19 protein-coding genes and 1 pseudogene are annotated in these 23,116 nt (G+C 73.0%); 8 read left to right on the plus strand and 12 right to left on the minus strand.

All coding sequences use genetic code 11. The features are described from left to right. Positions 1-74: 74 nt before the first annotated feature. Together ACFVYK_RS28415 and ACFVYK_RS28420 are read right to left on the minus strand one after the other, a co-directional pair. Positions 75-329 (minus strand): DUF5133 domain-containing protein, encoded by a 255-nt coding sequence (locus tag ACFVYK_RS28415; protein WP_389778933.1) that lies wholly within the window; start codon positions 327-329, stop codon positions 75-77. A gap of 107 nt (positions 330-436) precedes the next feature. Then, positions 437-668 (minus strand): annotated as a pseudogene (locus tag ACFVYK_RS28420) (ABC transporter ATP-binding protein); the annotation flags it as partial. Positions 669-1,208: 540 nt separating this feature from the next. On the opposite strand from ACFVYK_RS28420, the gene ACFVYK_RS28425 reads away from it, so the two are divergent. The 3 genes from ACFVYK_RS28425 to ACFVYK_RS28435 all read left to right on the plus strand — a co-directional run bounded on the left by ACFVYK_RS28425 (position 1,209) and on the right by ACFVYK_RS28435 (position 3,788). Further along, positions 1,209-2,510 carry a diaminopimelate decarboxylase gene (locus ACFVYK_RS28425; protein WP_389778935.1) on the plus strand — a complete coding sequence of 434 codons (1,302 nt, stop codon included), beginning with the start codon at positions 1,209-1,211 and terminating at the stop codon, positions 2,508-2,510. 74 nt (positions 2,511-2,584) lie between these two features. Beyond that, positions 2,585-2,809 (plus strand): hypothetical protein, encoded by a 225-nt coding sequence (locus ACFVYK_RS28430; RefSeq protein WP_389778937.1) that lies wholly within the window; start codon positions 2,585-2,587, stop codon positions 2,807-2,809. An 88-nt stretch (positions 2,810-2,897) separates the two neighbouring features. Next, positions 2,898-3,788: a Gfo/Idh/MocA family protein gene (locus tag ACFVYK_RS28435; protein WP_389778939.1), complete on the plus strand. Its 891-nt coding sequence runs from the start codon at positions 2,898-2,900 to the stop codon at positions 3,786-3,788. Positions 3,789-3,861: 73 nt separating this feature from the next. Here the strand turns inward: ACFVYK_RS28435 and ACFVYK_RS28440 are convergent, their stop codons facing one another. Next, on the minus strand, positions 3,862-6,105 hold the full coding sequence (locus ACFVYK_RS28440) for an MMPL family transporter (protein ID WP_389778941.1): 2,244 nt from the start codon (positions 6,103-6,105) through the stop codon (positions 3,862-3,864). A gap of 177 nt (positions 6,106-6,282) precedes the next feature. On the opposite strand from ACFVYK_RS28440, the gene ACFVYK_RS28445 reads away from it, so the two are divergent. Beyond that, positions 6,283-6,492: a hypothetical protein gene (locus ACFVYK_RS28445; protein ID WP_389778942.1), complete on the plus strand. Its 210-nt coding sequence runs from the start codon at positions 6,283-6,285 to the stop codon at positions 6,490-6,492. 63 nt (positions 6,493-6,555) lie between these two features. Then, a complete protein-coding gene (gene sthA, locus ACFVYK_RS28450) occupies positions 6,556-7,959 on the plus strand; it encodes a Si-specific NAD(P)(+) transhydrogenase (protein ID WP_389778944.1) in 1,404 nt (467 codons plus the stop codon). Positions 7,960-8,007: 48 nt separating this feature from the next. On the opposite strand, the gene ACFVYK_RS28455 is transcribed toward sthA, so the two are convergent. From ACFVYK_RS28455 to ACFVYK_RS28470, 4 genes are all read right to left on the minus strand, one after another. Next, positions 8,008-8,469, minus strand: a complete 462-nt coding sequence (locus ACFVYK_RS28455; RefSeq protein ID WP_389778946.1) for a DUF5709 domain-containing protein — start codon at positions 8,467-8,469, stop codon at positions 8,008-8,010. 270 nt (positions 8,470-8,739) lie between these two features. Continuing rightward, positions 8,740-11,088, minus strand: a complete 2,349-nt coding sequence (locus ACFVYK_RS28460; protein ID WP_389778948.1) for a glycoside hydrolase family 65 protein — start codon at positions 11,086-11,088, stop codon at positions 8,740-8,742. After that, a complete protein-coding gene (locus ACFVYK_RS28465; protein ID WP_389778950.1) occupies positions 11,085-11,834 on the minus strand; it encodes a beta-phosphoglucomutase family hydrolase in 750 nt (249 codons plus the stop codon). The genes ACFVYK_RS28460 and ACFVYK_RS28465 overlap by 4 nt, the downstream gene beginning before the upstream one ends. A 101-nt stretch (positions 11,835-11,935) precedes the next feature. Next, positions 11,936-12,331, minus strand: coding sequence for a YybH family protein (locus ACFVYK_RS28470; protein ID WP_389778952.1), 396 nt, complete (start codon positions 12,329-12,331; stop codon positions 11,936-11,938). A 56-nt stretch (positions 12,332-12,387) separates the two neighbouring features. Here ACFVYK_RS28470 and ACFVYK_RS28475 point away from each other — a divergent pair, with 56 nt between their 5' ends. Continuing rightward, positions 12,388-13,026 (plus strand): nucleoside/nucleotide kinase family protein, encoded by a 639-nt coding sequence (locus ACFVYK_RS28475; RefSeq protein WP_389778954.1) that lies wholly within the window; start codon positions 12,388-12,390, stop codon positions 13,024-13,026. A gap of 175 nt (positions 13,027-13,201) precedes the next feature. On the opposite strand, the gene ACFVYK_RS28480 is transcribed toward ACFVYK_RS28475, so the two are convergent. The 5 genes from ACFVYK_RS28480 to ACFVYK_RS28500 all read right to left on the minus strand — a co-directional run bounded on the left by ACFVYK_RS28480 (position 13,202) and on the right by ACFVYK_RS28500 (position 19,713). After that, positions 13,202-15,034: a hypothetical protein gene (locus ACFVYK_RS28480; RefSeq protein ID WP_389778956.1), complete on the minus strand. Its 1,833-nt coding sequence runs from the start codon at positions 15,032-15,034 to the stop codon at positions 13,202-13,204. A gap of 6 nt (positions 15,035-15,040) precedes the next feature. Continuing rightward, positions 15,041-15,919 (minus strand): carbohydrate ABC transporter permease, encoded by an 879-nt coding sequence (locus tag ACFVYK_RS28485; RefSeq protein WP_389778958.1) that lies wholly within the window; start codon positions 15,917-15,919, stop codon positions 15,041-15,043. 30 nt (positions 15,920-15,949) lie between these two features. Further along, positions 15,950-16,927, minus strand: a complete 978-nt coding sequence (locus ACFVYK_RS28490; protein ID WP_389778960.1) for a carbohydrate ABC transporter permease — start codon at positions 16,925-16,927, stop codon at positions 15,950-15,952. A 46-nt stretch (positions 16,928-16,973) separates the two neighbouring features. Further along, positions 16,974-18,305: an ABC transporter substrate-binding protein gene (locus ACFVYK_RS28495; RefSeq protein ID WP_389778962.1), complete on the minus strand. Its 1,332-nt coding sequence runs from the start codon at positions 18,303-18,305 to the stop codon at positions 16,974-16,976. A gap of 274 nt (positions 18,306-18,579) precedes the next feature. Next, positions 18,580-19,713 (minus strand): ROK family transcriptional regulator, encoded by a 1,134-nt coding sequence (locus tag ACFVYK_RS28500; RefSeq protein ID WP_389778964.1) that lies wholly within the window; start codon positions 19,711-19,713, stop codon positions 18,580-18,582. A 323-nt stretch (positions 19,714-20,036) separates the two neighbouring features. Here ACFVYK_RS28500 and ACFVYK_RS28505 point away from each other — a divergent pair, with 323 nt between their 5' ends. Beyond that, positions 20,037-20,945, plus strand: a complete 909-nt coding sequence (locus ACFVYK_RS28505) for a BadF/BadG/BcrA/BcrD ATPase family protein (protein ID WP_389778966.1) — start codon at positions 20,037-20,039, stop codon at positions 20,943-20,945. A gap of 191 nt (positions 20,946-21,136) precedes the next feature. Continuing rightward, a complete protein-coding gene (locus tag ACFVYK_RS28510; protein ID WP_389778968.1) occupies positions 21,137-23,053 on the plus strand; it encodes a phosphatase PAP2 family protein in 1,917 nt (638 codons plus the stop codon). The last annotated feature ends 63 nt before the right edge of the window (positions 23,054-23,116 follow it).

Below are 23,116 nucleotides of genomic sequence, written 5' to 3' on the forward strand. Positions count from 1 at the left end.
CGGGGGGGGGGGGTGTTTAACAAAACCCCCCCCCCCCCGCCCCGGTTCGGCGCATGGCCGCCCACACCTCGTCCTCACACCGCCAGGGACAGTCCGTTCTCCGCGTTCTCCGCGTTCTCCGTGGGGGTGGCCGCCGCCGACTCCAGCAGGGCGTCCGCCGAGGCGACCGCCTCCCGGACGTCGGGCGTGCCCATCAGCACGCACAACGTGTACGTCACGTCCTGAAGCTCACGTGCCGTGTGCGGCGTCTCCCTCTCCGCCTGAGCGATCCTCAGCGTCGCGTAGCGGGTGAGCAACGTCCTGGCGACCTTCGGGTCCGGAACGATCACGAGCGCCCCTCTCTCCTGTATTGCGCTGCGTGTGCCCGGGCCTGGGTGATTCATGCGTGCCGGTCGCTCATGTCACTCGTGGGGGGGCAGGTTCCGGCCATGACCGCTCAGGCGGCCTGTCCGCCGTGCGATTCGTGTAGGCGCCGCCGCGGGGCGCGAGTTCGTCGTGCGTGCCGCTCTCCGGGATCCGTCCCTCCCCCCCCTCACCACGACGCGGTCCGCCCCGCGCACGGTGGACAGCCGGTGGGCCACCGCGAACGTGGTGCGGCCGCGCAGCAGCCGCGCGAGCGCCTGCCGGACGAGCGCCTCGGAGCGGGTGTCCAGCGCGGAGGTCGCCTCGGCGCTGGGGTGGGTGGGGTGCGCGGGTTCTCTGAGGCGCCGGGGTCCCGGGGGCGGGGTTGCCAGGGGTCTGTCGCTCTGCCCCCGTCGAGGGACCGGCGGGTGCCACTGTCGGGTCGGGAAGGCCGTGCGGGGACCGGTGATGTCACCGGTCCCGCGATTCCGCCATCGCCGGGACTGCTTCGCCGCCGGGGGTACGGGACGACGGCGCGGGCGCTGCGCCCGGCTGCCCGCGGCTCCGCCGGCGGCGCGCCCGCCGGCCCGGGCCACGGCCGTGTCCGTGCGGTGTCCGACGACGCGCAGGCGCTGCCGGGGCGAACCTGGAAGGGTCACGCGGCGCCGTGACCGCCCGTTCGCCTTCCGCGTCCGCCCGAAGGAGACCCAGACGTGCCGCTCCCCGCCGATCACCGCGAAAGCCGCGAAAGCCACGAGAACCACGAGAGGCATGACAGCCAGGAGAGCCACGAGAGGCATGAGAGGCATGAGAGGCATGAACGGCACGAGGGCCAACGGACCGGGACCTCTCCCGTCTCCGTCGTCGTGCGGCAGGCCGTCGTGGACGGGCTGCTCGGCGAGAACCGCCCGGTGGCGGGGTTCGTCGACGTGCGGGGCGTGCGCGACAGCGCCGCCGCGCTGCACGCGGCGTTCGCGCACGTACCGGACGTCCTGCACACCTTCGCCGCCAAGGCGTGCGCGCTGGTGCCGGTGCTGCGGCTGCTCGCCGACGCCGGCATGGGCTGCGAGGTGGCGAGCCCGGGCGAGCTGCGCCTGGCCCTGGACGCCGGTTTCGCCCCGGCGCGCATCGTGCTGGACTCGCCGGCCAAGACCCGCGGGGAGATCCGCGAGGCCCTGGAACTCGGGGTCGCGCTCAACGCGGACAACCTCGACGAGCTGGAGCGGATCGACGCCCTGCGTCCCGCCGACTGCGCGTCCGTGCTCGGACTGCGGGTCAATCCCCAGGTCGGCGCCGGGGCGATCGGCGCGATGAGCACGGCGAGCGCGACGTCCAAGTTCGGCGTGGCCCTGCGCGACCCCGGGGGCCGCGCCCGGGTCGTCGAGGCGTTCGCGCGCCGGCCTTGGCTGACCCGGCTGCACGCGCACGTGGGCTCGCAGGGCTGCCCGCTGCCCCTGATCGCGGAGGGGCTCGCGCAGACGCACCGGCTCGCCGAGGAGATCGACGCTCATGTCGGCCGTCGCCAGGTCACCAGCCTCGACCTGGGGGGCGGGCTGCCGGTGAACTTCGCCGACGACACGGTCACGCCCACCTACGCGCAGTACGCCGCCGCGCTCACCGCCGCCGAGCCGGCCCTGCTGGACGGGCGCTACCGACTGGTGACCGAGTTCGGCCGCTCCCTGATCGCCAAGAACGGGTTCACGGCGGCCCTCGTCGAGTACGTGAAGGACGCCGGCGGACGCCGGATCGCCCTCACGCACGCGGGCGGGCAGGTCGCCACCCGCACCGTGTTCATGCCGCGGGACTGGCCGCTGAGGCTGTCGGCGTACGGTCCCGACGGCTCGCCCAAGCGGACCCCCGTGATGCGGCAGGACGTCGCCGGGCCGCTGTGCTTCGCCGGGGACGTGGTGGCGCACGACCGGCCGCTGCCCGAGCTGGCGGAGGGGGACGTGGTCGTCCTGCACGACACGGGCGGGTACTACTTCTCGTCGCACTGGTCGTACAACAGTCTGCCCAGGACCGCGGTGTACGGCTTCCTCGTCGACGCGGGCCGGGTCGCGTTCGCCACCGTCCGGCCCGCGCAGACCCTGCGCGAGATCTCCGAGGAGAGCGGCCTGGCCCAGGCGGACGCCCTGCTGACCGGATTTCCGGCGCCTTCCGGTCCCTGAGCGGGTTCGGCAGGCATCAGCCGCCCGATTCGGAGCACCCGGCTTCCAGTCGCCTGCCGAGGGGAGAAACCGCCGTGCTCTGGATCGCCGTGCTGTTGCTGCCGCTGCTGTCCGTTCTGCTGGCCTTCATGGACCGGATGGAGGAACGTCTGCTCGCCCCGGTCCCGGCCAAGCGCCGCCACGCCGGCCGCCGTCGGCACCTGCGTCTGATACCGGGCGGCGCCGCGGACGCGAAGGCGGGCACGGCGCCGGGCCGGGCGACGGTCGCGGCGGCGGCCGACGAGGCCCGGGCGGCCTGAGGCCGGGCCCGGGGGCGCACCGGCCGCTCCCCGTGTGCGGGGCTCGCGGCGAGGCGGCGGTTCGGCGACGACAGGGAGAATCAGCGGTATGCGCATCGGTCTGCTCGGCACGGGCCCCTGGGCCGCCATGGTCCACGCCCCCGTCCTCGCCGCCCATGAGGGGCTCGACTTCGTCGGCGTGTGGGGCCGTCGGCCCCAGGCCGCGAGGGAACTCGCCGACCGCCACGGCACACGGGCCTACGACGACCTCGACGCCCTGCTCGCACACGTGGACGCGGTGGCCGTCGCCCTGCCGCCGGACGTCCAGGCGGAGCTCGCGGTGCGGGCCGCCGGGGCGGGGCGTCATCTTCTGCTGGACAAGCCCGTCGCCGCGACGGTGGCCGGAGCGCGGGCCGTGGCACGGGCCGTGCGGGAGGCGCACGTCGCCTCGGTCGTCTTCTTCACCACCCGGTTCGTCCCCGGGCCCCGGGCCTGGATCGCCGAGCAGGCGGAGGCCGCAGGGTGGTTCACGGCGCACGCCCAATGGCTGGGGGACGTCTTCCACGAGGAGAGCGACAGCGCGTTCGCCACGCCGTGGCGCGGGGAGAAGGGCGCCCTGTGGGACGTGGGCCCGCACGCGTTGTCCGTGCTGCTGCCGGTGCTCGGCGACGTCCGCCGGGTGGCGGCCGCGGCCCACGGTCCCGGCGACACCGTCCACGTGGTGCTGGACCACGCGAACGGGGCCTCCAGCACCCTGACGCTGAGTCTGACGGCCCCTCCCGCGGCGGCCGGCGCGAGCGTCGAGCTGCGCGGTACGGCCGGGGTGACCCGGCTCCCGGAGGGCGACGCGGACGCCGCCGACGCCCTCACCCGGGCCGCGGACGAGCTGCTCGCCGCGGCCCGTGACGGCCGCCCCCACCCGTGTGACGCCGCCTTCGGCCTGCGCGTCACCGAGGTGCTGGCCGACGTCGAGGCTCTGCTGGCGGCCGGCGCACGCTGACCCCGCGCCCCCCGCGCCCCCCGCTCTCGCCGGACCTGGCCGGGACCGTCAGCCGACCGTGAAGTTCACCCCCTCACGGAGCTCGTTCTCGCGCCGGTGCGTCCGGCGGGCCGCTGAGGCTCTCCGCGTCGCCCTCGGCGTCGATGTGCGGCAGGATCCGGTCGAGCCACCGCGGCGTCCACCAGGCGCGCGGGCCCAGCAGGGTCATGACGGCGGGCACCATGAGCAGCCGGACCACGGTGGCGTCGATCAGCACGCTGACGGCGAGGCCCAGACCCAGCATCTTGACGACGATGTTGTCGCTGATGATGAACGCCGAGAACACGCTCACCATGATCAGGGCCGCGCAGGTGATGACCCGGGCGGTGATCTCCAGGGCGTGGGCGACGGCGTCCTTGGCGTCGCCGGTGCGCAGCCACGCCTCGTGGACGCGGGAGAGCAGGAAGATCTCGTAGTCCATGCTGAGGCCGAAGATGATCGCGAACATCATCATCGGCACATAGCTCTCGATGGGCACTTTGCCGTGCACGCCGAGCGCGGGGCCGCCCCAGCCCCACTGGAAGACGGCGACGACGACGCCGTAGGAGGCGGTGATGGACAGGACGTTGAGGACGGCGGCCTTGACCGCGACGAGCAGTCCGCGGAAGACGGCCAGGATGATCAGGAAGGCGAGGGCGACGACCACGCCGATGATCAGCGGCAGCCGGCTGGCGACGATGTCGCGGAAGTCGACCTGGGCGGCGGTGGTGCCGGTGACGTAGCCCTTGGCGTCGTAGCCGGCGACCGCGTCGGGGAGGGTGCCGTCGACGAGACGGTTCGTCAGGTCGGTGGTGCTCGCGTCCTGCGGGGACTGCTTCGAGTAGACGGTGGCCAGCAGCACGTCGCCGTCGCTGGTGGCGGTCAGCGGGGTGACCGTGGCCGCGCCGGGTACCGCGCCGAGGGTCTTCGTCGCCTGGGCGGAGAGGTCGGAGCGCTTGTCGGACGGGACGGACGTCTGGTCGATGACGACGGTGAGGGGCCCGTTGGAGCCGGGGCCGAAGGCGTCGGTCATCAGGTCGTAGGCCCGCCGGTCGGTGAACGAGGTCGGATCGGCGCCGTCGCCGATGTGGCCGAGCTGGATGGAGAAGACGGGGATGGCGAGGATCGCGATGACGGCGACGCCGGCCCCGAGGAACTGCCACGGCCTGCGCTCGACGCGCCTGGCGTAGCGGTGCCAGGTGCCGTGCGGGACCGCTCCCGGTTCCGCGTCGGTCTCGGCGACGGGTCTGCGCACATGGTAGCGGTCGATGCGGCGGCCGATCAGACCGAGGAAGGCCGGCACGAGGGTCAGGGCGCCGATGACGGCGGAGACGACCGTGATGGCGGCGGCGAGCCCGAGTTTGCCGATGAAGGACACCCCGGACGCGTACAGCCCGAAGAGCGCGATGATCACCGTGGTGCCGGAGACGAGCACGGCTCGGCCGCTGGTGGCGTTGGCGTGTCCGGCCGCCTCGGCCGGATCGGCGCCGTCCATCAGGTTCTGCCGGTGCCGGGTGGTCAGGAACAGGGCGTAGTCGATGCCGACGCCCAGTCCGATCATGGTGGCGAGGGTCGGTGAGACGGTCGCGAAGGTGAACGCGGCGGCCAGCAGCCCGAGGCAGGCGAGTCCGCCGACGACGCTGATCAGGGCGGTGACCAGGGGCAGTCCGGCGGCGATGACGCTGCCGAAGCCGACGAGCAGGACGACGATCGCGACCGCGAAGCCGATCAGCTCGCTGATCCGGTCGTCGGCGGCGGGCCGGGCGAGCTCGCCGAGCGAGCCGCCGTACTCGACGTCGGCGCCGGCCGCGCGCAGCGGCTGGACGGCCTGGTCGACGCCGTGCAGATAGCCGTCGCCGAGCGTGGAGGGCTGCACGTCGAACCGGACGGTGACGTAGGCGGTCTTCCCGTCGCTCGACACCGGTCCGACCTTGGTCGCGGTCTGGGTCAGCGGGTTCTGCGCGCTCAGCACATGGGGGAGCTTCTGGAGGTCGCCGACGGCGGTGGACATCTGCGAGCTCAGCGTGCTCACGGCCTGGTCGTCGTGCAGGACGATCTGGCTGCTGTAGCCGCCGGCCTGCGGGTCGTGCTTCTTGAGCACGTCCAGGCCCTCGGTGGACTGCACGCCCGGCAGCTGGAAGTCGTCCTCGTACTCGCCGCCGACCGCGCGGCTGACGACCTGGAGGGCCACGAGGGCCACCAGCCAGGCGAGGATGACGAACAGGAAGTGACGGGCGCACCAGGCGCCGAGCCTGCGCAGTCCCCCCCGTGGGGGTCTCCCGGCAACGGTGGGTTCCATGAGCTGGGCCTTCCTGCCGTGCGGCGAGGCCGCACAGTGGTGGGGACGCCCCGACACAGCCCATTAGACCCTTGCACGATCACCGCGGCATCTCGGCCCGCGGTGATCGGGATTGCGGGGTGCGGCTCCAGGATGAATGGTGTTAGTACATTCCTTCGGACGCGAGGAGCAGACATCATGCCGACGTCACAGCCCGGCGCCGCCCGGCCCTCCCCGGACGACCGCACCACCCCGGACGCCCTGCTCCACACCCGCACCGGTACCGAGGTGTCGGCGGAGGACATGGTCCTCGCCACGGGACGCGACCTGACGGCGCGCAATCTCGAGTGGGCGCGGCGCAAGCTCGCCGAGGAGGGACCCGGCGCGATCGAGAAGCTGCTGCCGTAGTCGTTGCCGTAGTCGTTGCTTCACCCTTTCCCCGCGCGCCCCCGCCCTGCCAGACTGCGGAGGGTGCCCGACTTCGACATGCTCGTCCTCGGATCAGGTCCCGGCGGCCAGAAGGCCGCCATAGCCGCGGCCAAACTGGGCCGCCGGGTGGCCGTCGTCGACCGCCCCGACATGGTCGGCGGGGTCTCCCTCCACACCGGAACCATTCCCTCCAAGACGTTGCGCGAGGCGGTGCTCTACCTCACCGGCCTCACCCAGCGCGACCTGTACGGACAGAGCTACCGCCTCAAGGAGAACATCACCGTCGCCGACCTGACCGCGCGCACCCAGCACGTGGTCGGGCGCGAGATCGACGTCATCCGCAGCCAGTTGACCCGCAACCACGTCGCCCTGTTCGCCGGCACCGGCCGGTTCGTCGACGACCACACGGTCGCCCTGCGCGAGGTCACCGGGCAGGAGCGGCTGATCAGCGCCGAGCACATCGTCATCGCCACCGGGACGCGGCCGGCCCGGCCGGACAGCGTGGAGTTCGACGGGCGGACCATCCTCGACTCCGACAACGTCCTGACCATCGAGCGGGTGCCGCAGTCGATGGTGATCGTGGGGGCCGGCGTGATCGGGATGGAGTACGCGAGCATGTTCGCCGCGCTCGGCAGCAGGGTGACGGTGGTGGAGAAGCGGGCCGGGATGCTCGACATGTGCGACGTCGAGGTCGTCGAGTCGCTCAAGTACCACCTGCGCGATCTGGCCGTGGCCTTCCGCTTCGGGGAGACCGTGGCCGCCGTGGAACGGCATCCGCGGGGCACGTTGACCGTGCTGGAGAGCGGCAAGAAGATCCCGGCGGACGCGGTGATGTACTCGGCGGGCCGCCAGGGCCTGACCGACGGGCTCGACCTGGACAAGGCCGGGCTGACGGCCGACCGGCGCGGTCGCATCGAGGTCGACGAGCACTACCGCACGCCGGTCGGGCACATCTACGCCGTCGGCGACGTCATCGGCTTCCCGGCGCTCGCGGCCACGGCGATGGAGCAGGGCCGCGCGGCCGCGTACCACGCCTGCGGCGAGCCCGTCGGACAGATGCACCACCTCCAGCCGATCGGCATCTACACGATTCCCGAGATCAGCTTCGTGGGACGCACGGAGGACCAGCTCACGGAGGAGCGGGTGCCGTTCGAGGTGGGCGTGGCCCGCTACCGCGAACTGGCCCGCGGGCAGATCATCGGCGACGCGCACGGCGTGCTCAAGCTGCTGGTCTCCCCCGAGAGTCGCACCCTGCTGGGCGTGCACTGCTTCGGCAGCGGGGCGACCGAGCTGATCCACATCGGGCAGTCCGTGATGGGCTGCGGCGGCACCGTGGACTACCTCGTCGACGCGGTGTTCAACTACCCCACGCTGGCGGAGTCGTACAAGGTCGCCGCCCTCGACGCCACCAACCGGCTACGGCAGTTGGACCGGATCGGGGACTGAACCCGCCCCGGCCGCCCAGCAGGGCGGCCGGGGCGGCCGGGTCCGGTCTCACTCCTCCACGATGTGGACGGCGGCCTCCTCAGCGCCCGCCGCCCCGGCGTCCACGCCCACGTCCCGGGCGATCTCCTCCTTGACGGCGTCGGGGTGGGCCCCCTCGTCGGGGGCGACGAGCCGGCCCGCACGCCGGTCGCCCGCCTCGGGGTCGAGGGGCTCGCCCTCGCCGCCGGGAAGGTCCCCGACGCCGTCGCCGGCCGGCTCGGTCGGCTCCGGGACCTCCTGGGCCAGGCGCTGGTCCAGGCTCTCGCCCTCGTGCTGCTCGGCCGCGGTGGTGCCGTACTTGGTGACGCCGAGCGGCTTCTCCGGCGGCGAGTAGCCCTCGTCCAGGGTGTCGTCGTAGGTGCGCTCGTCGAGGGCGTCCTGGAGGTCCAGCGGTGCGCCGTCCTCCTGCTCCTCGTTGGATCCGGTGGGCTGGTAGACGTCATCGCCCATCGCCTCGGACTCCGTGCCCATGGTGCCTCCTCGCAGGTCGGGCCGCTGTCTTCCCCGTCCGCGTTTCCCGTGCGGCCCGCTCCAATCGCGACACAGGTCACCCGCGCACGCGGGGCCGCACCTGCCCCGCCCGTTCCCTGTTGAAGTGTCTAGCTTTGCATCCTTTTGAGGCGTGCGGTCTCGCGTGGCGGATCGCCGGATCGGGACGACCGGGGCGATGGGAACGACGCGCCGGCCGACGTCCGGGCCGCCGACGGCCCGGCGACCGCGCGACGCACCGCCCCGCCCGCCTCACTGGAAGCGGGTGTGCGGCCCCCGGTGCAGGGGCTGGCGCGGCGTCGGCCGGTCCGGGGCGGGCGGCACGGTGCGCACGACGGGCCCGTCGCCGTTCACCCGCACCGGCTCGCCGTGGTGATGCAGCGTCAGCGGCGGACCGGACAGCAGGGTGTACGACGCCTTGTCGGGGCCGATCTCCACGTGCAGCCGGCGGCCCAGGATCTGGAGGCTGAAGGCCAGCCGGCTCAGCCGCTGCGGCAACCGGGGCGAGAAACGCAGGTCGCCGGCGTCGCTGCGCAGGCCGCCGAACCCGGCGACCAGGGCCGTCCAGGTGCCGGCCAGGGAGGCGATGTGCAGCCCGTCGCGGGTGTTGTGCTCCAGGTCGGCCAGGTCCATCAGCGCGGCCTCGGTCGTGTAGTCGAACGCCAGGTCCAGGTGGCCGGCCTGCGCGGCGATCACGGCCTGGCAGCACGCCGAGAGGGAGGAGTCGCGGACGGTCAGCGGCTCGTAGTAGGCGAAGTTGCGGGCGACCTGCTCGTCGTCGAAGTGACGGGCGCAGGTGTACATCGCCAGGACCAGGTCGGCCTGTTTGACGACCTGCTTGCGGTACAGGTCGAAGTAGGGGAAGTGCAGGAGCAGGGGGTACTGGTCGGCGCGGGTGCCGGAGAAGTCCCATTGCTGGTAGCGGGTGAACCCGGCGTGCTGTTCGTGGACGCCGAGCTCGTGGTTGTAGGGGAGGTGCACCGCGTGCGCGGCGTCCCGCCAGGCCGCGCTCTCCTCCTCCCCGACGCCGAGCCGGGCCGCCTCCTGCGGATGGCGTTCGACGGCGTCGGCGGCGGCGAGCAGGTTCGCCCGCGCCATCAGGTTGGTGTACGTGTTGTCGTCGGCGACCGCGCTGTACTCGTCGGGTCCGGTGACGCCGTCGATGTGGAACGCGCCGTGCGCGTCGTGGTGGCCGAGCGAGCGCCACAACCGGGCCGTCTCCACCAGCAGTTCGACGCCCGTGGCGCGCTCGAAGTCGGTGTCGCCCGTCGCCGCGACGTAGCGCACCACGGCGTCGGCGATGTCGGCGTTGACGTGGAAGGCGGCCGTCCCGGCCGGCCAGTACGCCGAGCCCTCCGACCCCTCGATCGTCCGCCAGGGGAACGCGGCGCCCCGCAGCCCGAGCTGTACGGCCCGTTCGCGGGCGGCCGGCAGGGTGTTCTGCCGCCAGCGCAGGGCCTCCGCGACGGCCTCGGGAGCGGTATAGGTGAGCAGGGGCAGCACGAAGGTCTCGGTGTCCCAGAAGGCGTGACCGTCGTACCCGGAGCCGGTCAGCCCCTTGGCGGGGATGGCCCGTTGTTCGGCGCGGGCGCCGGCCTGCAGGACGTGGAAGAGGGCGAACCGGACGGCCTGCTGGATCTCCTCGTCGCCGTCGACCTCGACGTCCGCGCGGGACCAGAAGTCGTCGAGGTAGGACCGCTGTTCGTCGAGGAGACCGTCCCAGCCGCTGTGTCCGGCCGCCGCGAGGGCCGCCTCCACCTGGTCGCTCATCGCGGGCCGCGAGCGGGCCGCGGACCAGCCGTGCGCGACCAGCTTCTCCACCCGCAGCCGCTGGCCGGGCTCCAGCACGGAGGTGACGGTGAGCCGGGCGACGTCGACGTTGCTCTCGCTGCTCAGCGTGGTCCGCTCGGGGCCGGTGACGGTGTGGTCGGCGGCCACGGCGACGCGCAGCCCGCTGCGTTTGGTGCGGTGGACGAGCCGCAGCCGACGGCCGACGGCCACGTCCTCCTCCGGCTCCAGCGGCGACTTCAGGGCGCGGGCCGCGCGCGGGTCGCCGTTCGGGTCGGGCAGGGTCTCGTTGGTGACCAGTTCGGACTGGATGACCACCCGGGAGCGGCTGCCGACGGCCTCCACCTCGTAGGCGACGGCTGCCACGGCCCGCTGGGTGAGCGAGACCAGCCGGGTCGAGCGCACCCGCACGGTCGATCCGGCGGGCGAGGTCCACTCGCAGGTCCGCTCCAGGACGCCCCGGCGCAGGTCGAGCACGCGCTCATGGGAGACGAGGCGTCCGTAGCGCAGGTCGAACGGCTCGTCGTCGACGAGCAGCCGCAGGATCTTGCCGTTGGTGACGTTGATGGCCGTCTGCCCGGACTCCGGGTAGCCGTAGCCCGCCTCGGCGTAGGGCAGGGGGTGCAGTTCGTAGACGCCGTTGAGATAGGCGCCGGGCAGGCCGTGCGGTTCTCCCTCGTCGAGGTTGCCCCGCCACCCCACGTGGCCGTTGGACAGCGCGAAGACCGACTCGCTCTGGGCGAGGACGTCGAGGTTGAGCTCCGTTTCGCGCACACACCACGGCTCGACGGCGTACGACCGTTGGGTGATCACGCGCGCGCTCCCTGCCCGAGGAGGTCCTCGAGGTCCTTCACCACGACGTCCGCGCCGTGCGCGTACAGCGCGTCGGTCTGTCCGACCCGGTCGACGCCGACCACGTATCCGAAGTTCCCGGCGCGGCCGGCGTCCATCCCGGCCAGCGCGTCCTCGAAGACCGCCGCCCCGGCCGGCTCGACGCCCAGGTCGCGGGCGGCGGCCAGGAAGGTGTCGGGGTGCGGCTTGCCGGGCAGGTCCCGCCGGGCCGCGACGACGCCGTCGACGCGCACGTCGAAGAGGTCCTCGGCGCCGATCGACCGCAGCACGTCCCGGGCGTTGGCGCTGGAGGAGACGATCGCCGTGCGCAGCCCCCGCGCGCGGGCCGCTTCGAGGTAGCGCAGGGTGCCGTCGTAGGCCTGGACGCCCTGGGTGCGGATCCTCTCCAGGAGCAGTTCGTTCTTGCGGTTGCCGAGGCCGTGGACGGTCTGCGCGTCGGGCGGATCGTCGGGGTGTCCCTCGGGCAACCGGACGTCCCGGGAGGCGAGGAAGGCGCGGACGCCGTCCGCGCGCGGACGGCCGTCGACGTACTCGTCGTAGTCGCCCGCCTCGAACGGCCGGAACCCGTCCCCGTCGCGTTCGCGCAGGAAGGCGTCGAACATCTCCTTCCAGGCGGCCGCGTGGACCACGGCCGTGCGGGTGACGACCCCGTCGAGGTCGAAGAGACAGGCCTGGATGGCTTCGGGGAGACCGAGCGTCGTCGTCATACAAGCCCCGTTCCCCGGGATCGCCTCCCTCAACGGTGTGGCGCCCGCCACATCGATGTCGTCATGCCCACGGCGCCCCCGCGTCGGCTCGCCGCGCGCGTTCACTCGTGCGGGAACGAGTGGTGCTCGTGCGCGATCAGCCAGCGGCCGTCCTCCTTGCGCAGTCCGAAGGTGAGGCGCAGCCGCAGCGCCGGGTTCTCGGCGAGCTCCTCGGGCGTGCCGCAGCGCAGCAGCGCGTGGGCGTAGGCGACGTCGGCGCCGGCGGTGACGTCGAGGCTGTCGATGTCGAAGCGCGCGCCCTGGGCCTGCCAGGCGAAGAAGGGCGGCCACAGGGCGCGGTAGGCCGCCAGACCCCGGATGCCCTCGTGCGGGGGCGGGACGTAGTACAGCACGAGGTCGTCCGTGTGGCCGGCCAGGACGGTGTCGAGGTCTCCGCGGTGGACGGCGCCGGCCCAGCGGGTGATCAGGGTGCGGATCTGTGTCTCGTCGTCGGACAAGGGGCGTCCTCCTTTCTCTGCGGGTCTCCTTCCAGGAGACTGCGACACTCTGCTGTGTGCTCACTTTCGATGATCTGCTGTGCCGGGCCCGTTCCCTCGCCGAAGGGGGCGGGCGCGCGCTGCTCGGCATCGCCGGGAGTCCCGGCGCGGGCAAGACGACTCTGGCGCGGCGCCTGGTGCGGGAGCTGAACGGCGCGGGCGAGCCGTGGGCGGCGCAGGTCCCGATGGACGGCTTCCACCTGGCCGACGCCGAGCTCGACCGGCTCGGCCGCCGGGACCGCAAGGGCGCGCCGGACACCTTCGACGCGGCCGGGTACGCGGCGCTGCTGCGCAGGCTGCGGGACGAGGCGGACGGCGAGGACGTCGTGTACGCGCCCGGCTTCGAGCGGGTGCTGGAGCAGCCGCTCGCGGGGGCCGTGCCCGTGGCGCCCGCGGTCCGGCTGGTCGTCACGGAGGGCAACTACCTGCTGCTGGACACGGGGGCGTGGCGGCGGGTGCGGGCCGCGCTGGACGAGGTGTGGTTCTGCGAGAGCGACGAGGACGAGCGGGTGCGCCGGCTGGTCGCCCGGCACGAGGAGTTCGGCAAGGGTCACGAGGAGGCGGTCGCCTGGGTGGCGAGGAGCGATCAGCGCAACGCCGAGCTGGTCGCGGCGACGCGGGAGGCGGCCGACCTGGTGGTGCCGCTGCCCCTGTGAGGTCCGGACCGCGTGGTCGCCGCCGCGCGCAGCGGAGCCGACCCGGGCGGCCCGGGCGGCCCGGGCGACCTGGGCGATCTGGGCGACCCGGGCGGCCTGGGCGGCCTGGGCGATCTGGGCGATCCGGGCGACCCGGCCGATCCGATCACCGACGCCGACGCTCAGCGGCCGGGGCTCAGCGGCCGGTGGCGCGCAGCGTCAGTTCCGGCTCGCCGTGCGCGTCGTCCGGCCCGAGGAGGGCGACGAAGGCGTCCGTGCGCACGGTCAGGCCCTCTTGGCCGCGTTCCGCGGACGCGGTGAACGGCTCCTCGACGCCGTAGCGCACCGCGAACACGTGCAGGTCGTCCGGCGCGTCCGCGATCGGGCCGGCCTCCAGCGCCGTCGAGGCGACCAGGTGGCGCCAGCCTTCGTCCGGGTCGCCGTAGCCGCGCGGGTCGGCGGCGAGGGCGAAGGCGGCCTGCTCCTGGGTGAGTTCGGCGCGGGCGTCGAAGTGGTCCGGGCCCGTCGCCTCGGGGTGCGTCAGGCGCAGGGCGCCCGCCGAGGAGACGGCGGCCCGCGCCGTACGGCGCACCCGGTCGCCGTCGTCCTCGGCGTAGGGCAGACCGGCCAGCAGGTACGGCGTCGCGTCGAGGCGTTCCACGGCGACCGTCGTCCACAGGGTCGCGCCGTCGGTGACGTACAGGGAGCGCACGTACCGCAGGACGTGATCGCGGCCGACGACGGGTTTGGTGACGAGCTTGGCGGTCAGGCCGTCGGCGCGGACGTCGCGGACGCGGACCCGGCCCATCGGGCGGCACAGCAGGAAGCCGTCGCAGACCGGCCCGAAGCCGTGCTGGCGGTTGACGGCGGCGGCCAGGAGGTAGGCGCCGCCCGCCTCGATCACCGCCGGGGTCATCCGGTCGTCGAAGGCCACGGAGACGGCGCCGGAGCGCAGTTGGTGGCGCGCCGCGCGCGGGGACGGTTCACGGTGCCAGCGGGTGGTGTCCTGGATCTGCCATACCAGCATCCACGCGAAGTGCCCGTCGACCCCGCCGTCCGCCTTGACGGCGTGCCGGGCCCAGCGGCTGTCGCCCCGGTAGCGGCCGAGGTCGGCGCCGATCCGGGCGCCGAAGTAGCGCAGGCCCAGCACCGACTCGAAGGCCGAGTGCTGCTCGCTGTAGCGGGGGCCGCCGTTGTCGAAGCCGCCGCCGGTGAGGCGGGCGTCGAGGTAGCGGGCGAGGGCGTCGCCGTCCTCGGCGAACATCTCCTCGCCGCTGACCCGGTGCGCCTGCGCGAGGAACGACAGGGAGATCGGGCCGTAGTTGTTGTCGTAGGCGCCGCCGTGTTCGGGGGGCAGGAGGGCGCCACGGTCGCGGACCCGGTGGGCGCGGATCTCGTCGGTGTACAGCGCGAGCGCGCGCGCACGCACCCGCTCCCCCTCGGCGGCGGTCAGGTGACGGGCGAGCATCAGTCCGCCCACCACGCAGCCGATCGCCTGGTTGCCGGCCTCCTGGGGGTTGAAGAAGGTCGCCTCGGTCAGCCAGCTCCAGTAGCCGCGGGCCGTCTCCAGCAGTTCGGTCCGCTGCGCGTCGTCGACCAGGCCGTCCGCCGCGTCGAGGACGTTCACGGCCTGGAGCAGCGCCCACACGGTGCTCGGCCAGTCGCCGATCGGGTGGGCGCCGGCGGCCAGGGTGTAGCGCGCGTACGGCAGCCCCGAGCCGCGTGCCGTCAGGTTGGGGTAGCCGGGGTTGTCCTCCCGGTAGACCCGCTCGCGCAGGTGGAAGGCGAGGCTGCGGCGCACCGCCTCCGGCAGGCGCGGGTCCTTGGTGCGCTGCCAGGCCAGGGCCAGCAGGGAGGTGATGCCGAGGGAGGTGTCGCCGATGTCGTCGACGCAGTCGGGGTGTTCGAGGTTTCCGTCCGGCGTCAGCCGGCGCAGGGCCTGGTCGGCGACGTCGGCGAGGACGGCGTCGTACGCCTCGGGGGTGTCGGGCAGGTCGTGCAGCGGGCCGCGCTGATGGAGGAGGTGCACGCCGGGTCAGCCCTTCATGCCGGAGGTCGCCAGACCTTCGACCAGCCTCTTCTGGAAGACGAGGAAGCAGATGAGGGTGGGCAGGAGGGCGAGGGTCGACATGGCGAACATCGCGCCGTACGACGAGCCGCTGGTCTGGTCCAGGAACAGGGTCAGGCCGAGGGGGACGGTGAACTTGTCGTTCTGCTGGAGGTAGACGAGCTGGTGCAGGAAGTCGTCGTAGGTCCAGATGAAGGTGAAGATCGTGGTGGTGACCAGGGCCGGCTTCATCAGCGGCAGGATGATCTTCCAGTAGATCTGCCAGGGGTTGGCCCCGTCCATCATGGCCGCGTGGTCGAGCTCGCGCGGGATGGAGCGGATGAACTGGACCATCAGGAAGATGAAGAAGGCGTCCGTGGCCAGGAACTTCGGCACGATCAGCGGCAGGTAGGTGTTGATCCAGGTCAGGTTGTAGAAGATCGCGTACTGCGGGATGAGCACGGCCTGCGTGGGCAGCATCAGCGTGCCGAGCATCAGGCCGAACCAGATCTTCTTGCCGCGGAACTCGAAGCGCGCGAAGGCGTAGGCGGCCAGCGAGCAGGAGATGACGTTGCCGATCACCGCGCCGATCGTGACGATCAGCGAGTTGGTGATGTAGAGCGAGAAGGAGTTGCCGGAGCCGCTCCAGCCGCGCGAGTAGTTCGCCGGGTTGAGCTTGTCCGGGATCAGCCCGGGATGGGTGAAGATCTCGGTGTCGGGCTTGATCGAGCTGCTGAGCATCCACAGCAGCGGATAGAGCATGACGATCGCCACGCCGATGAGCACGGTGTGGAGGAAGATGCGGCGGGCGCCGGTGGCCGAGCGGAGCTTCTGCAGCGGCGACGCGTTCGGGGTGGTGGCGGACATGGGAAGGACTCCTCGCTCGGACGTCGATCGTCAGTCGTCGTAGTGGACCCAGTAACGGCTGGCGATGAAGTTGACCGCCGTGAAGCCTGCGATGACCAGGAACAGCACCCAGGCCAGGGCCGAGGCGTATCCCATCTGGAGGTCGGTGAAGCCCTTCTTGTACAGGTAGAGGGAGTACAGCATCGTCGAGTTGAGGGGCCCGCCGGTGCCGTTGCTGACGACGAAGGCGGGGGTGAACGTCTTGAACGCGTCGATGATCTGCAGGACGACGTTGAAGAAGACGATCGGGGTGAGCAGCGGCAGGGTGATCCGGAAGAACCGGGTCGCGGGGCCGGCGCCGTCGATCTCGGCCGCCTCGTACACGTCCTTGGGCAGTTGCTTCAGACCGGCGAGGAAGATGACCATCGGGGTGCCGAACTGCCAGACGGCGAGCAGGATCAGCGTGTAGATCGCGGTGTCCGGGCTGGAGATCCAGTCCTGGCCCTCGATGCCGAACCAGCCGAGGAAGTCGTTGAACAGACCGTCGCCGCCGAAGACCTGACGCCACACGATCGCGACGGCGACCGCCCCGCCGAGCAGCGAGGGCAGGTAGAAGGCGGCCCGGTACAGGCCGATGCCCCTCAGGTCCCGGTTGAGCAGCATGGCCACGCCGAGCGCGAGCGCGAGCTTCAGCGGGACCGACACGACGACGTACAGGAGCGTGGCGTGCACCGTGTCCCAGAAGACCGGGTCGTGGGCGAACATCCGCTCGTAGTTCTTCGTGCCCACCCACTGCGCGGGCGTGAGCAGGTCGAAGTCGGTGAAGGACAGGTACAGCGAGTCCAGCATCGGGTAGATCGTCAGGCCGAGCAGGCCGACGAACCAGGGGGCCAGGAAGAGGTAGGGCCACCAGCCTCCGCCCCGCCGTCTGGCGAGACGGCGTCGCATGCGGTCGCGCTCCCGTCGGTCGGACGGGGTGGCCGGAGCCGGCGCCCCCTTCACGACCTCGTCGGTCTTCGCGGTGGTCATACTCATCTCCCTGACCCTCTCCCGGTGTTTCCGTGTGCTGCGCGCCCTAGGCGGACAGGATCCCTGCCGCCTGGTCGAAGAACGCGCTGAGCTGCGCCTTGATGGACTTCTTGCCGAAGGCGACGGCGAGGTTGGACTGGAACAGCAGGTCCCAGACCTGGTCGGCGCCCTGGGGCGGGGGCACCGGGTTGGGCAGCGCGTTGGTCGCCTTGGCGACGCGCTGGGAGATGTAGTCGGCGTTGGCCATGTTCAGCTTGTCCGTCTCGGTCAGCCCCGCGGAGATCAGCTTGCGGGCCTTGTCCGTCGGCGGGATGCCGCGCAGCAGCTGGAAGTCCTTGATCGCGGTGGGATCCTGCGCGATGTAGGTGATGATCTTGACGGAGTCGGCGATGCGCTTGCTCTTGGCGGTGGTGCTCAGCAGCACGCCGCCGTTGACGAAGTTGCCCTCGCGCGCGCCGGAGAAGTCGCCCTGCGGGGTCGGCAGGAAGTCCAGCCGCGCGTCGGTGATCGAGCCGCCCGCGCCGTAGACGCCGGAGTCGAAGGTGAACAGCGCCTTGCCGATGACGACCGCGTTCTTGGTGAGGTCGTTGTGCGCGGCCGAGGTGATCGCCGGCGGCGGGGAGGCATTGATCTTGCGCATCTCCGCCCAGTACTCCCACCACTCCTGGAGGGTGTCCGGGGTGAAGCCGATCTTCTTGCCGTCGTCGGAGAAGAAGGTCTGGCCCTTCTCCCGGGCGAAGACCTCGAAGCACTGGAGGGTGGAGCCGCCGCCGTCGTCGACGCCGTAGATCTTGCCGCCGCTCTTCTTGTGGACCTGCTGGGAGATCGACTTCAGGTCGGCCCAGGTCCACTCGCGGTCCGGCAGCTTCAGGCCGAGCTTCTCCAGGCCGCTGCGGTTGACGGTGAGCTGGTTGACGCCGATGCCGGACGGCACGCCGTACAGCTTGCCGTCGACGGTGCCGTTGGCCAGGAGCGTCTTGGAGAAGCCGGTCAGGTCGAGGGACTTGCCGACGTACTCGTCGAGCGGGGCGAGGACGCCCTTGCGGGCGTACTGGGCCACCAGCGCGGTGTCCATCTGCATCAGGTCGGGGGCGCTGCCGCCGGCGACGTTGGTGTTGAACTTGTCGAAGTACCCGTCGTAACCCTGGTAGGTCTCCTGGATCTCGATCTTCGGGTTGGCCTTCTGGAACGTCGCGAGCGCCTTCTTGTAGGCCGCGTGACGCTCGTCGCTGCCCCACCAGGTCATGGTCAGCTTGCTGTTGGTGCTGCCGGCTCCGGTGCCGCCGGAGCAGGCGGCGAGCGAGCTGCCGAGCGCGCCGGCGGCGGCAAGTCCGCCTGCGGTGCGGAAGAGGGTTCTGCGTGAGAGCTGGTGACCCACCGGGTCCTCCCTGGATGTGCGTGACGGATTTCCGGGCCGGTCGCTGCGGCACGGGTGCTGGGTTCTCGGATGCGCGCTCCCCGGGGGCGCGGCCTCGCCCGGCCGCGTCGCTCCTGCGGGTGCGTTCCCCGGCCTGCGGGCCGTCACCGTACGAGCACGCCCTCGTGCGGCTGCCGTACCGCTGCGGGTACGGGCGGGACGCTCACCCCAAGCCGATGTCCCGACCGACTTAGAAAGCGCTTGTCCGGACATTGGCAGACCGAGTCGCGGGCCGTCAATCCTTGGCCCGCGCGGCCTCGGTCACGGTTTGGACTCCCCGGGCGACCGCGAGCCGTGCCGCGCCCGCGACGGTGCCGGAATCCCCGACCGTGCTGCTGACCACCTCGGTGGGCCAGCTCAGCCGCGCCAGCTCGGCCCGCACACCGGGCAGGAGCTGCGGATCCGCGCCGGTGCCGCCCCCCAGCACGATCAGTCCGGGGTCCAGCACGGCGGTCACGGCGGCGGCGAGGCGGCCCACGTCGACGGCGTGCCGGGCGATCACGGCCCGCGCCGTCCCATGGCCCCGTCCGGCGAGCGCGAAGAGGCGGTCGGTGGTGCGCGGGCACGGTCCGTCGCAGGCCTGCCAGGCCGCTCCGGCCCGGCGCAGCAGGGAGCGCGCGCCGATGTACTCCTCCAGCGCCTCCTGGCGCGGCTCGCGGTCGTCGTCCCAGGGGTAGGGCAGCCGCGCCAGCTCTCCGGCGGCGCCGTTCGAGCCGCGCAGCACCTGCCCCCCGACGACGATGCCCAGGCCCACGCCGACGCCGATCCGCAGATATCCGAAGGTGTGGCGGCCCCGGGCGGCGCCCTCGTGCAGTTCCGCGAGCGCGGCGCAGTTGACGTTGTTCTCCAGGTGAACGGGGACGCCGGGGGGCAGCGCGACGGCCATGGCGTCGAAGACCGGTCCCGCCTTGGCGGTGGCGGGGCGCATGCCGCTGCCCTGCCGGTCGGGCGCGAGGACGTCACCGACGGCGACGACGATGCAGCGCAGCGGAACGCCCGCGGGCAGCGCGGCGAGCGCCTCGCGCACGGCGTCGGCCGCGTCCGCGCGGGAGGCCGTGGCCTCGGCGAGCGGCGCGCCGTCCAGAGCGCAGCCCCGGACCCGGGTGAGGGCGGGGCCGAGGTCGACGGCCAGCACGGCGCCGGCGGCCGGGCCCAGGCAGTAGACGGCGGCGGAGCGGCCGGTGCCGCTGGAGGCGGTGCCGGAGCGCGCGGCCAGCCGGGCGCCCTCCAGCTCCGCCACGGCGGAGGACACCGTCGGCTTGGACAGCCCCGCCAGACTCGCGAGCTGCGGCCGGGTCGCGCTGCCCGCCTTGGCCAGCACGGCGAACACGGCGCTCGCGCTCTCCGTCAGGCGGGGGGCTTGCACCACGTCGAGTTCCACAGATTCCCCCACACGGGTACGGGGCCGCGCGCCCGGTCGACGGTCTCGGCGGGCGGCCGGCGATGGGATGCGCCGACGTCGCGCGTTCCCGCTCCCCTACGGCCCGACGGGCCCCTCGGTGGTCGGGTGCGCGATACCTCTTGACGCACTGTACTTCGTTAGTTAACTTCCTAACGAACTTCACGGTATACGCCTGCCGTGCTTCGTCAGAGGCCCGTCCCGGGGCTTCCCTAGGTCACCAAGTCACTCTCGCGTGGTCACACGGTTCGCCCGCCGTCGCAGCTTTCCGGCGCACCGACGAAAGAGGATCCGTGCAGGACTCTCCCCCTTCGAGCCCCCTCGTGGTCGGCGTCGACGTGGGCGGCACGAAGACGCAGCTGCGCGCGCTCGCGGGCGACGACGTCGTGGCCGACCACGTCCGCGCCACCAGCGGCTGGCGGCCGCACGAACCGGCCGCCGCGGCCCGCAGGCTGGCCGATCTCGTCCACGAGGCCCTTCCCCCGGGCGCGCTCCCGTCGGCGCTCGCCGTCGGGGCCCACGCGTGTGAGACCGCCCTGCAGTGCGCGCGGATCCGGGTCGCGCTGCAGGAACTGCTCGGCGTGCCCACGCGCGTCGTGGGCGACGCCGAACTGCTCGTCCTCGCCGCGGGACTGGACCAGGGCGTCGGCCTGGTGGCCGGCACCGGCTCGGTGGCGGTGGGCCGGCTGCCCGACGGCGCCGCCGTCCAGGTGGGCGGCTGGGGCGCGGTCCTCGGCGACGAGGGCGGCGGCGCCGGTCTGGTCCGCGAGGCGGCCCGGGCCGTGTGGGCCGCGCACGACCGGGGCGAGGAACCCGACGCGCTCGCGCTCGGTCTGCTCGCCTCGCTCGGTGTGCCCGAGGTCCCGGCGCTCGGCGCGGCGCTGGAGAGCGCCACGGACGTCTCCGCCGAGTGGGGCCGGCACGCCCCCGTCGTCTTCGCGGCCGCCGCCGCGGGCTCCGCGCTCGCCGGCGAAGTGATCGCCGAGGCCGGCCGGGCCCTGGCCGCGCTCGTGGTCCGGCTCGCCGCGCGCGGGGTCGCCGTCGACGACGTGGTCGTGGCGGGCGGCGCCGTCCTCGGTCAGCCCGCGCTGTACGAGGCCTTCACCGCCGCGCTCGCCGCCGACCTGCCAAGAGCACGGCCGCGGCGGCTGACCTCGGCGCCGGTCGAGGGCGCGCTGGCGCTGGCGCGGTCGCTGCTGTGAGCCGCCGCCCTCACGTTCACCTCGGCGACACGCGCCGGTCCCCGGCTCATCGCGGACGCGACACGGCACGGCCGTAGATCTTCGCTCGGACGCTTCATCCGGCTCACGAGTCGTCGCCAGGACGACGAGCCGCCCATGATCGCACCTCTTCCCTGCGGCCTCGCGGCCGCGAAACCACGAGAGGCACACCCATGCCGTCATCCGCCGGGCCCTCCTCCCCCTCGGCCGTGAACCGCAGGCGCTTTCTGCACATCTCCTTCGGGGGCTCGGCGGCCCTGGTCGCCGCCCCCACGCTGGTCTCGTGGCTGGGCGCCGCCGACGCCAAGGCCGCCACGGCCCCGCTCGCGTTCGTCGACGACTACAGGACGAACGTCGCGGCCAACCTGACGCCCGAGACGAACGCCGTGGTGCGCGCCCTCGGCGGATTCGCCCGCGTGTGGAAGACCGGCTCCGCCTGGAACACGGGCGCGCCCCTGCGGCCCGACATCCTGCGCGCCAACATGCGGTACTGCGCCGCGATCACCCGGGCCCGCACCGAGGCGCAGGGCAAGGAGGCGTTCGTCTACGACCGCCAGCACCAGAGTTACGCGATGATCGCCGCTCTGGGCCCGCTGGCGGAGCTGTACCGGACCGGCGCCAAGGCGGTCACGTCGATCACCCGTGCGCCGGACGCCGTCCCCGCCACCAAGATCGACGACGCCGTGCCCGCCGACGCGCCCGCCGGCTCCACGCTCGGCGCCGGCTCGCACACGTCCGACCTCGGCCTGGTCGCCCAGCTCGTCGACACCGTGCGCGGCCCGTTCGCCTCCGGCAACCCGGGCAAGTACGCCTACCAGTACCCGCGGCCGTGGCGCATGAACGAGAACAGCCAGGTCGTCGACACCGGGAGGACCGACGCGCTCGGCTACCCGGTCTACGACTCCCAGGTGGTCGTCGTCCCGCAGCTGCTGCGCCAGCGCGGCGCCTCCCCCGCCGACGACGGAGGCTTCCCGAGCGGCCACACCAACGCCTTCCACCTGGCGTCGCTGGCGTACGCGTACGCCGTCCCCGAGCGGTTCCAGGAGCTGGTGACACGCGCCCTGCAGCTCAGCCACACCCGGATCGTCTCCGGCATGCACTCCACCGTCGACGTCCTCGGCGGCCGCGTCATGGCCACCGCGCTGGCAGCCGCCACGCTCGCCGACCCGGCCAACGCCGAACTCAAGGCCGCCGCCCGCGCCCAGGCCCTGGCCTACTTCACCGGGAAGACCGGCACGACCCCCGACACCCTGTTCGCCTACGCGCACTCCGACGCCCTCGACGAGTACGCCGACCGCGAGGCGAACGCCCGCGCCGTCGAGCCCCGGCTGACCTACGTCCTGCCCCGGGAGGGCCGCAGGGAGCCGCTGACCGTGCCCAAGGGCGCCGAGGTGCTGCTGGAGACACGGCAGCCCTACCTCACCGCGGCCCAGCGCCGGGACGTGCTGCGCACGACGGCGCTGCCCTCCGGCTACGTCCTGCTGGACGGCTTCGAGCAGTGGGGCCGGCTCCATCTGTTCGCGGCCGCGGACGGCTACGGCGCCTTCGACCACGACGTCACGGTCACCCTGGACGCGGCCAAGGGCGGCTTCCACGCGGCCGACGCCTGGCGCAACGACATCGAGGGCGAGGGCGGCCTGACCAAGCGCGGGTCCGGCACGCTCACCCTGACCGGCCACAACCGCTACCACGGCGGCACCGTGCTGGAGGAGGGCGTGCTCGTCGCCGGGCACCCCGACGCCCTCGGGCAGGGAGACGTGCGGCTGACCGGCGGCACACTGCGCGCGGGCGCGCCGGTCCGGGTGCGCGGCGCGTGGTCCCAGGGGTCGGGCGCGGTGCTGGACCTGACGCTGCGCGGACACCACGGGCCCGTCCTCACGGTGTCCGGGCGGGTCCGGCTCGAGCGGGGCTCGGCGCTGTCGCTGCGCCTGGACGCCGACCGGCCGCCGGCGGCCGGGACGGTCGTCCCGGTGGTCCGCGCCGCGGCGCTGCGCGGGCAGTTCGACCGTGTCGAACTGAACTCCGACCGTCTGCGAGCCGTACCGGTGTACACGGCAGACGGTCTGTCGGTACGAATCCTGAAGCGGTAGCGCCCAGTGGGGCGGGAGCCGGCGCGCGGCGGGCCCCGGTGGCCCGGCGCGCGCGGCTCCCGC

This window comes from Streptomyces sp. NPDC058291 (assembly GCF_042880855.1).
Taxonomy (GTDB): Bacteria; Actinomycetota; Actinomycetes; order Streptomycetales; family Streptomycetaceae; genus Streptomyces.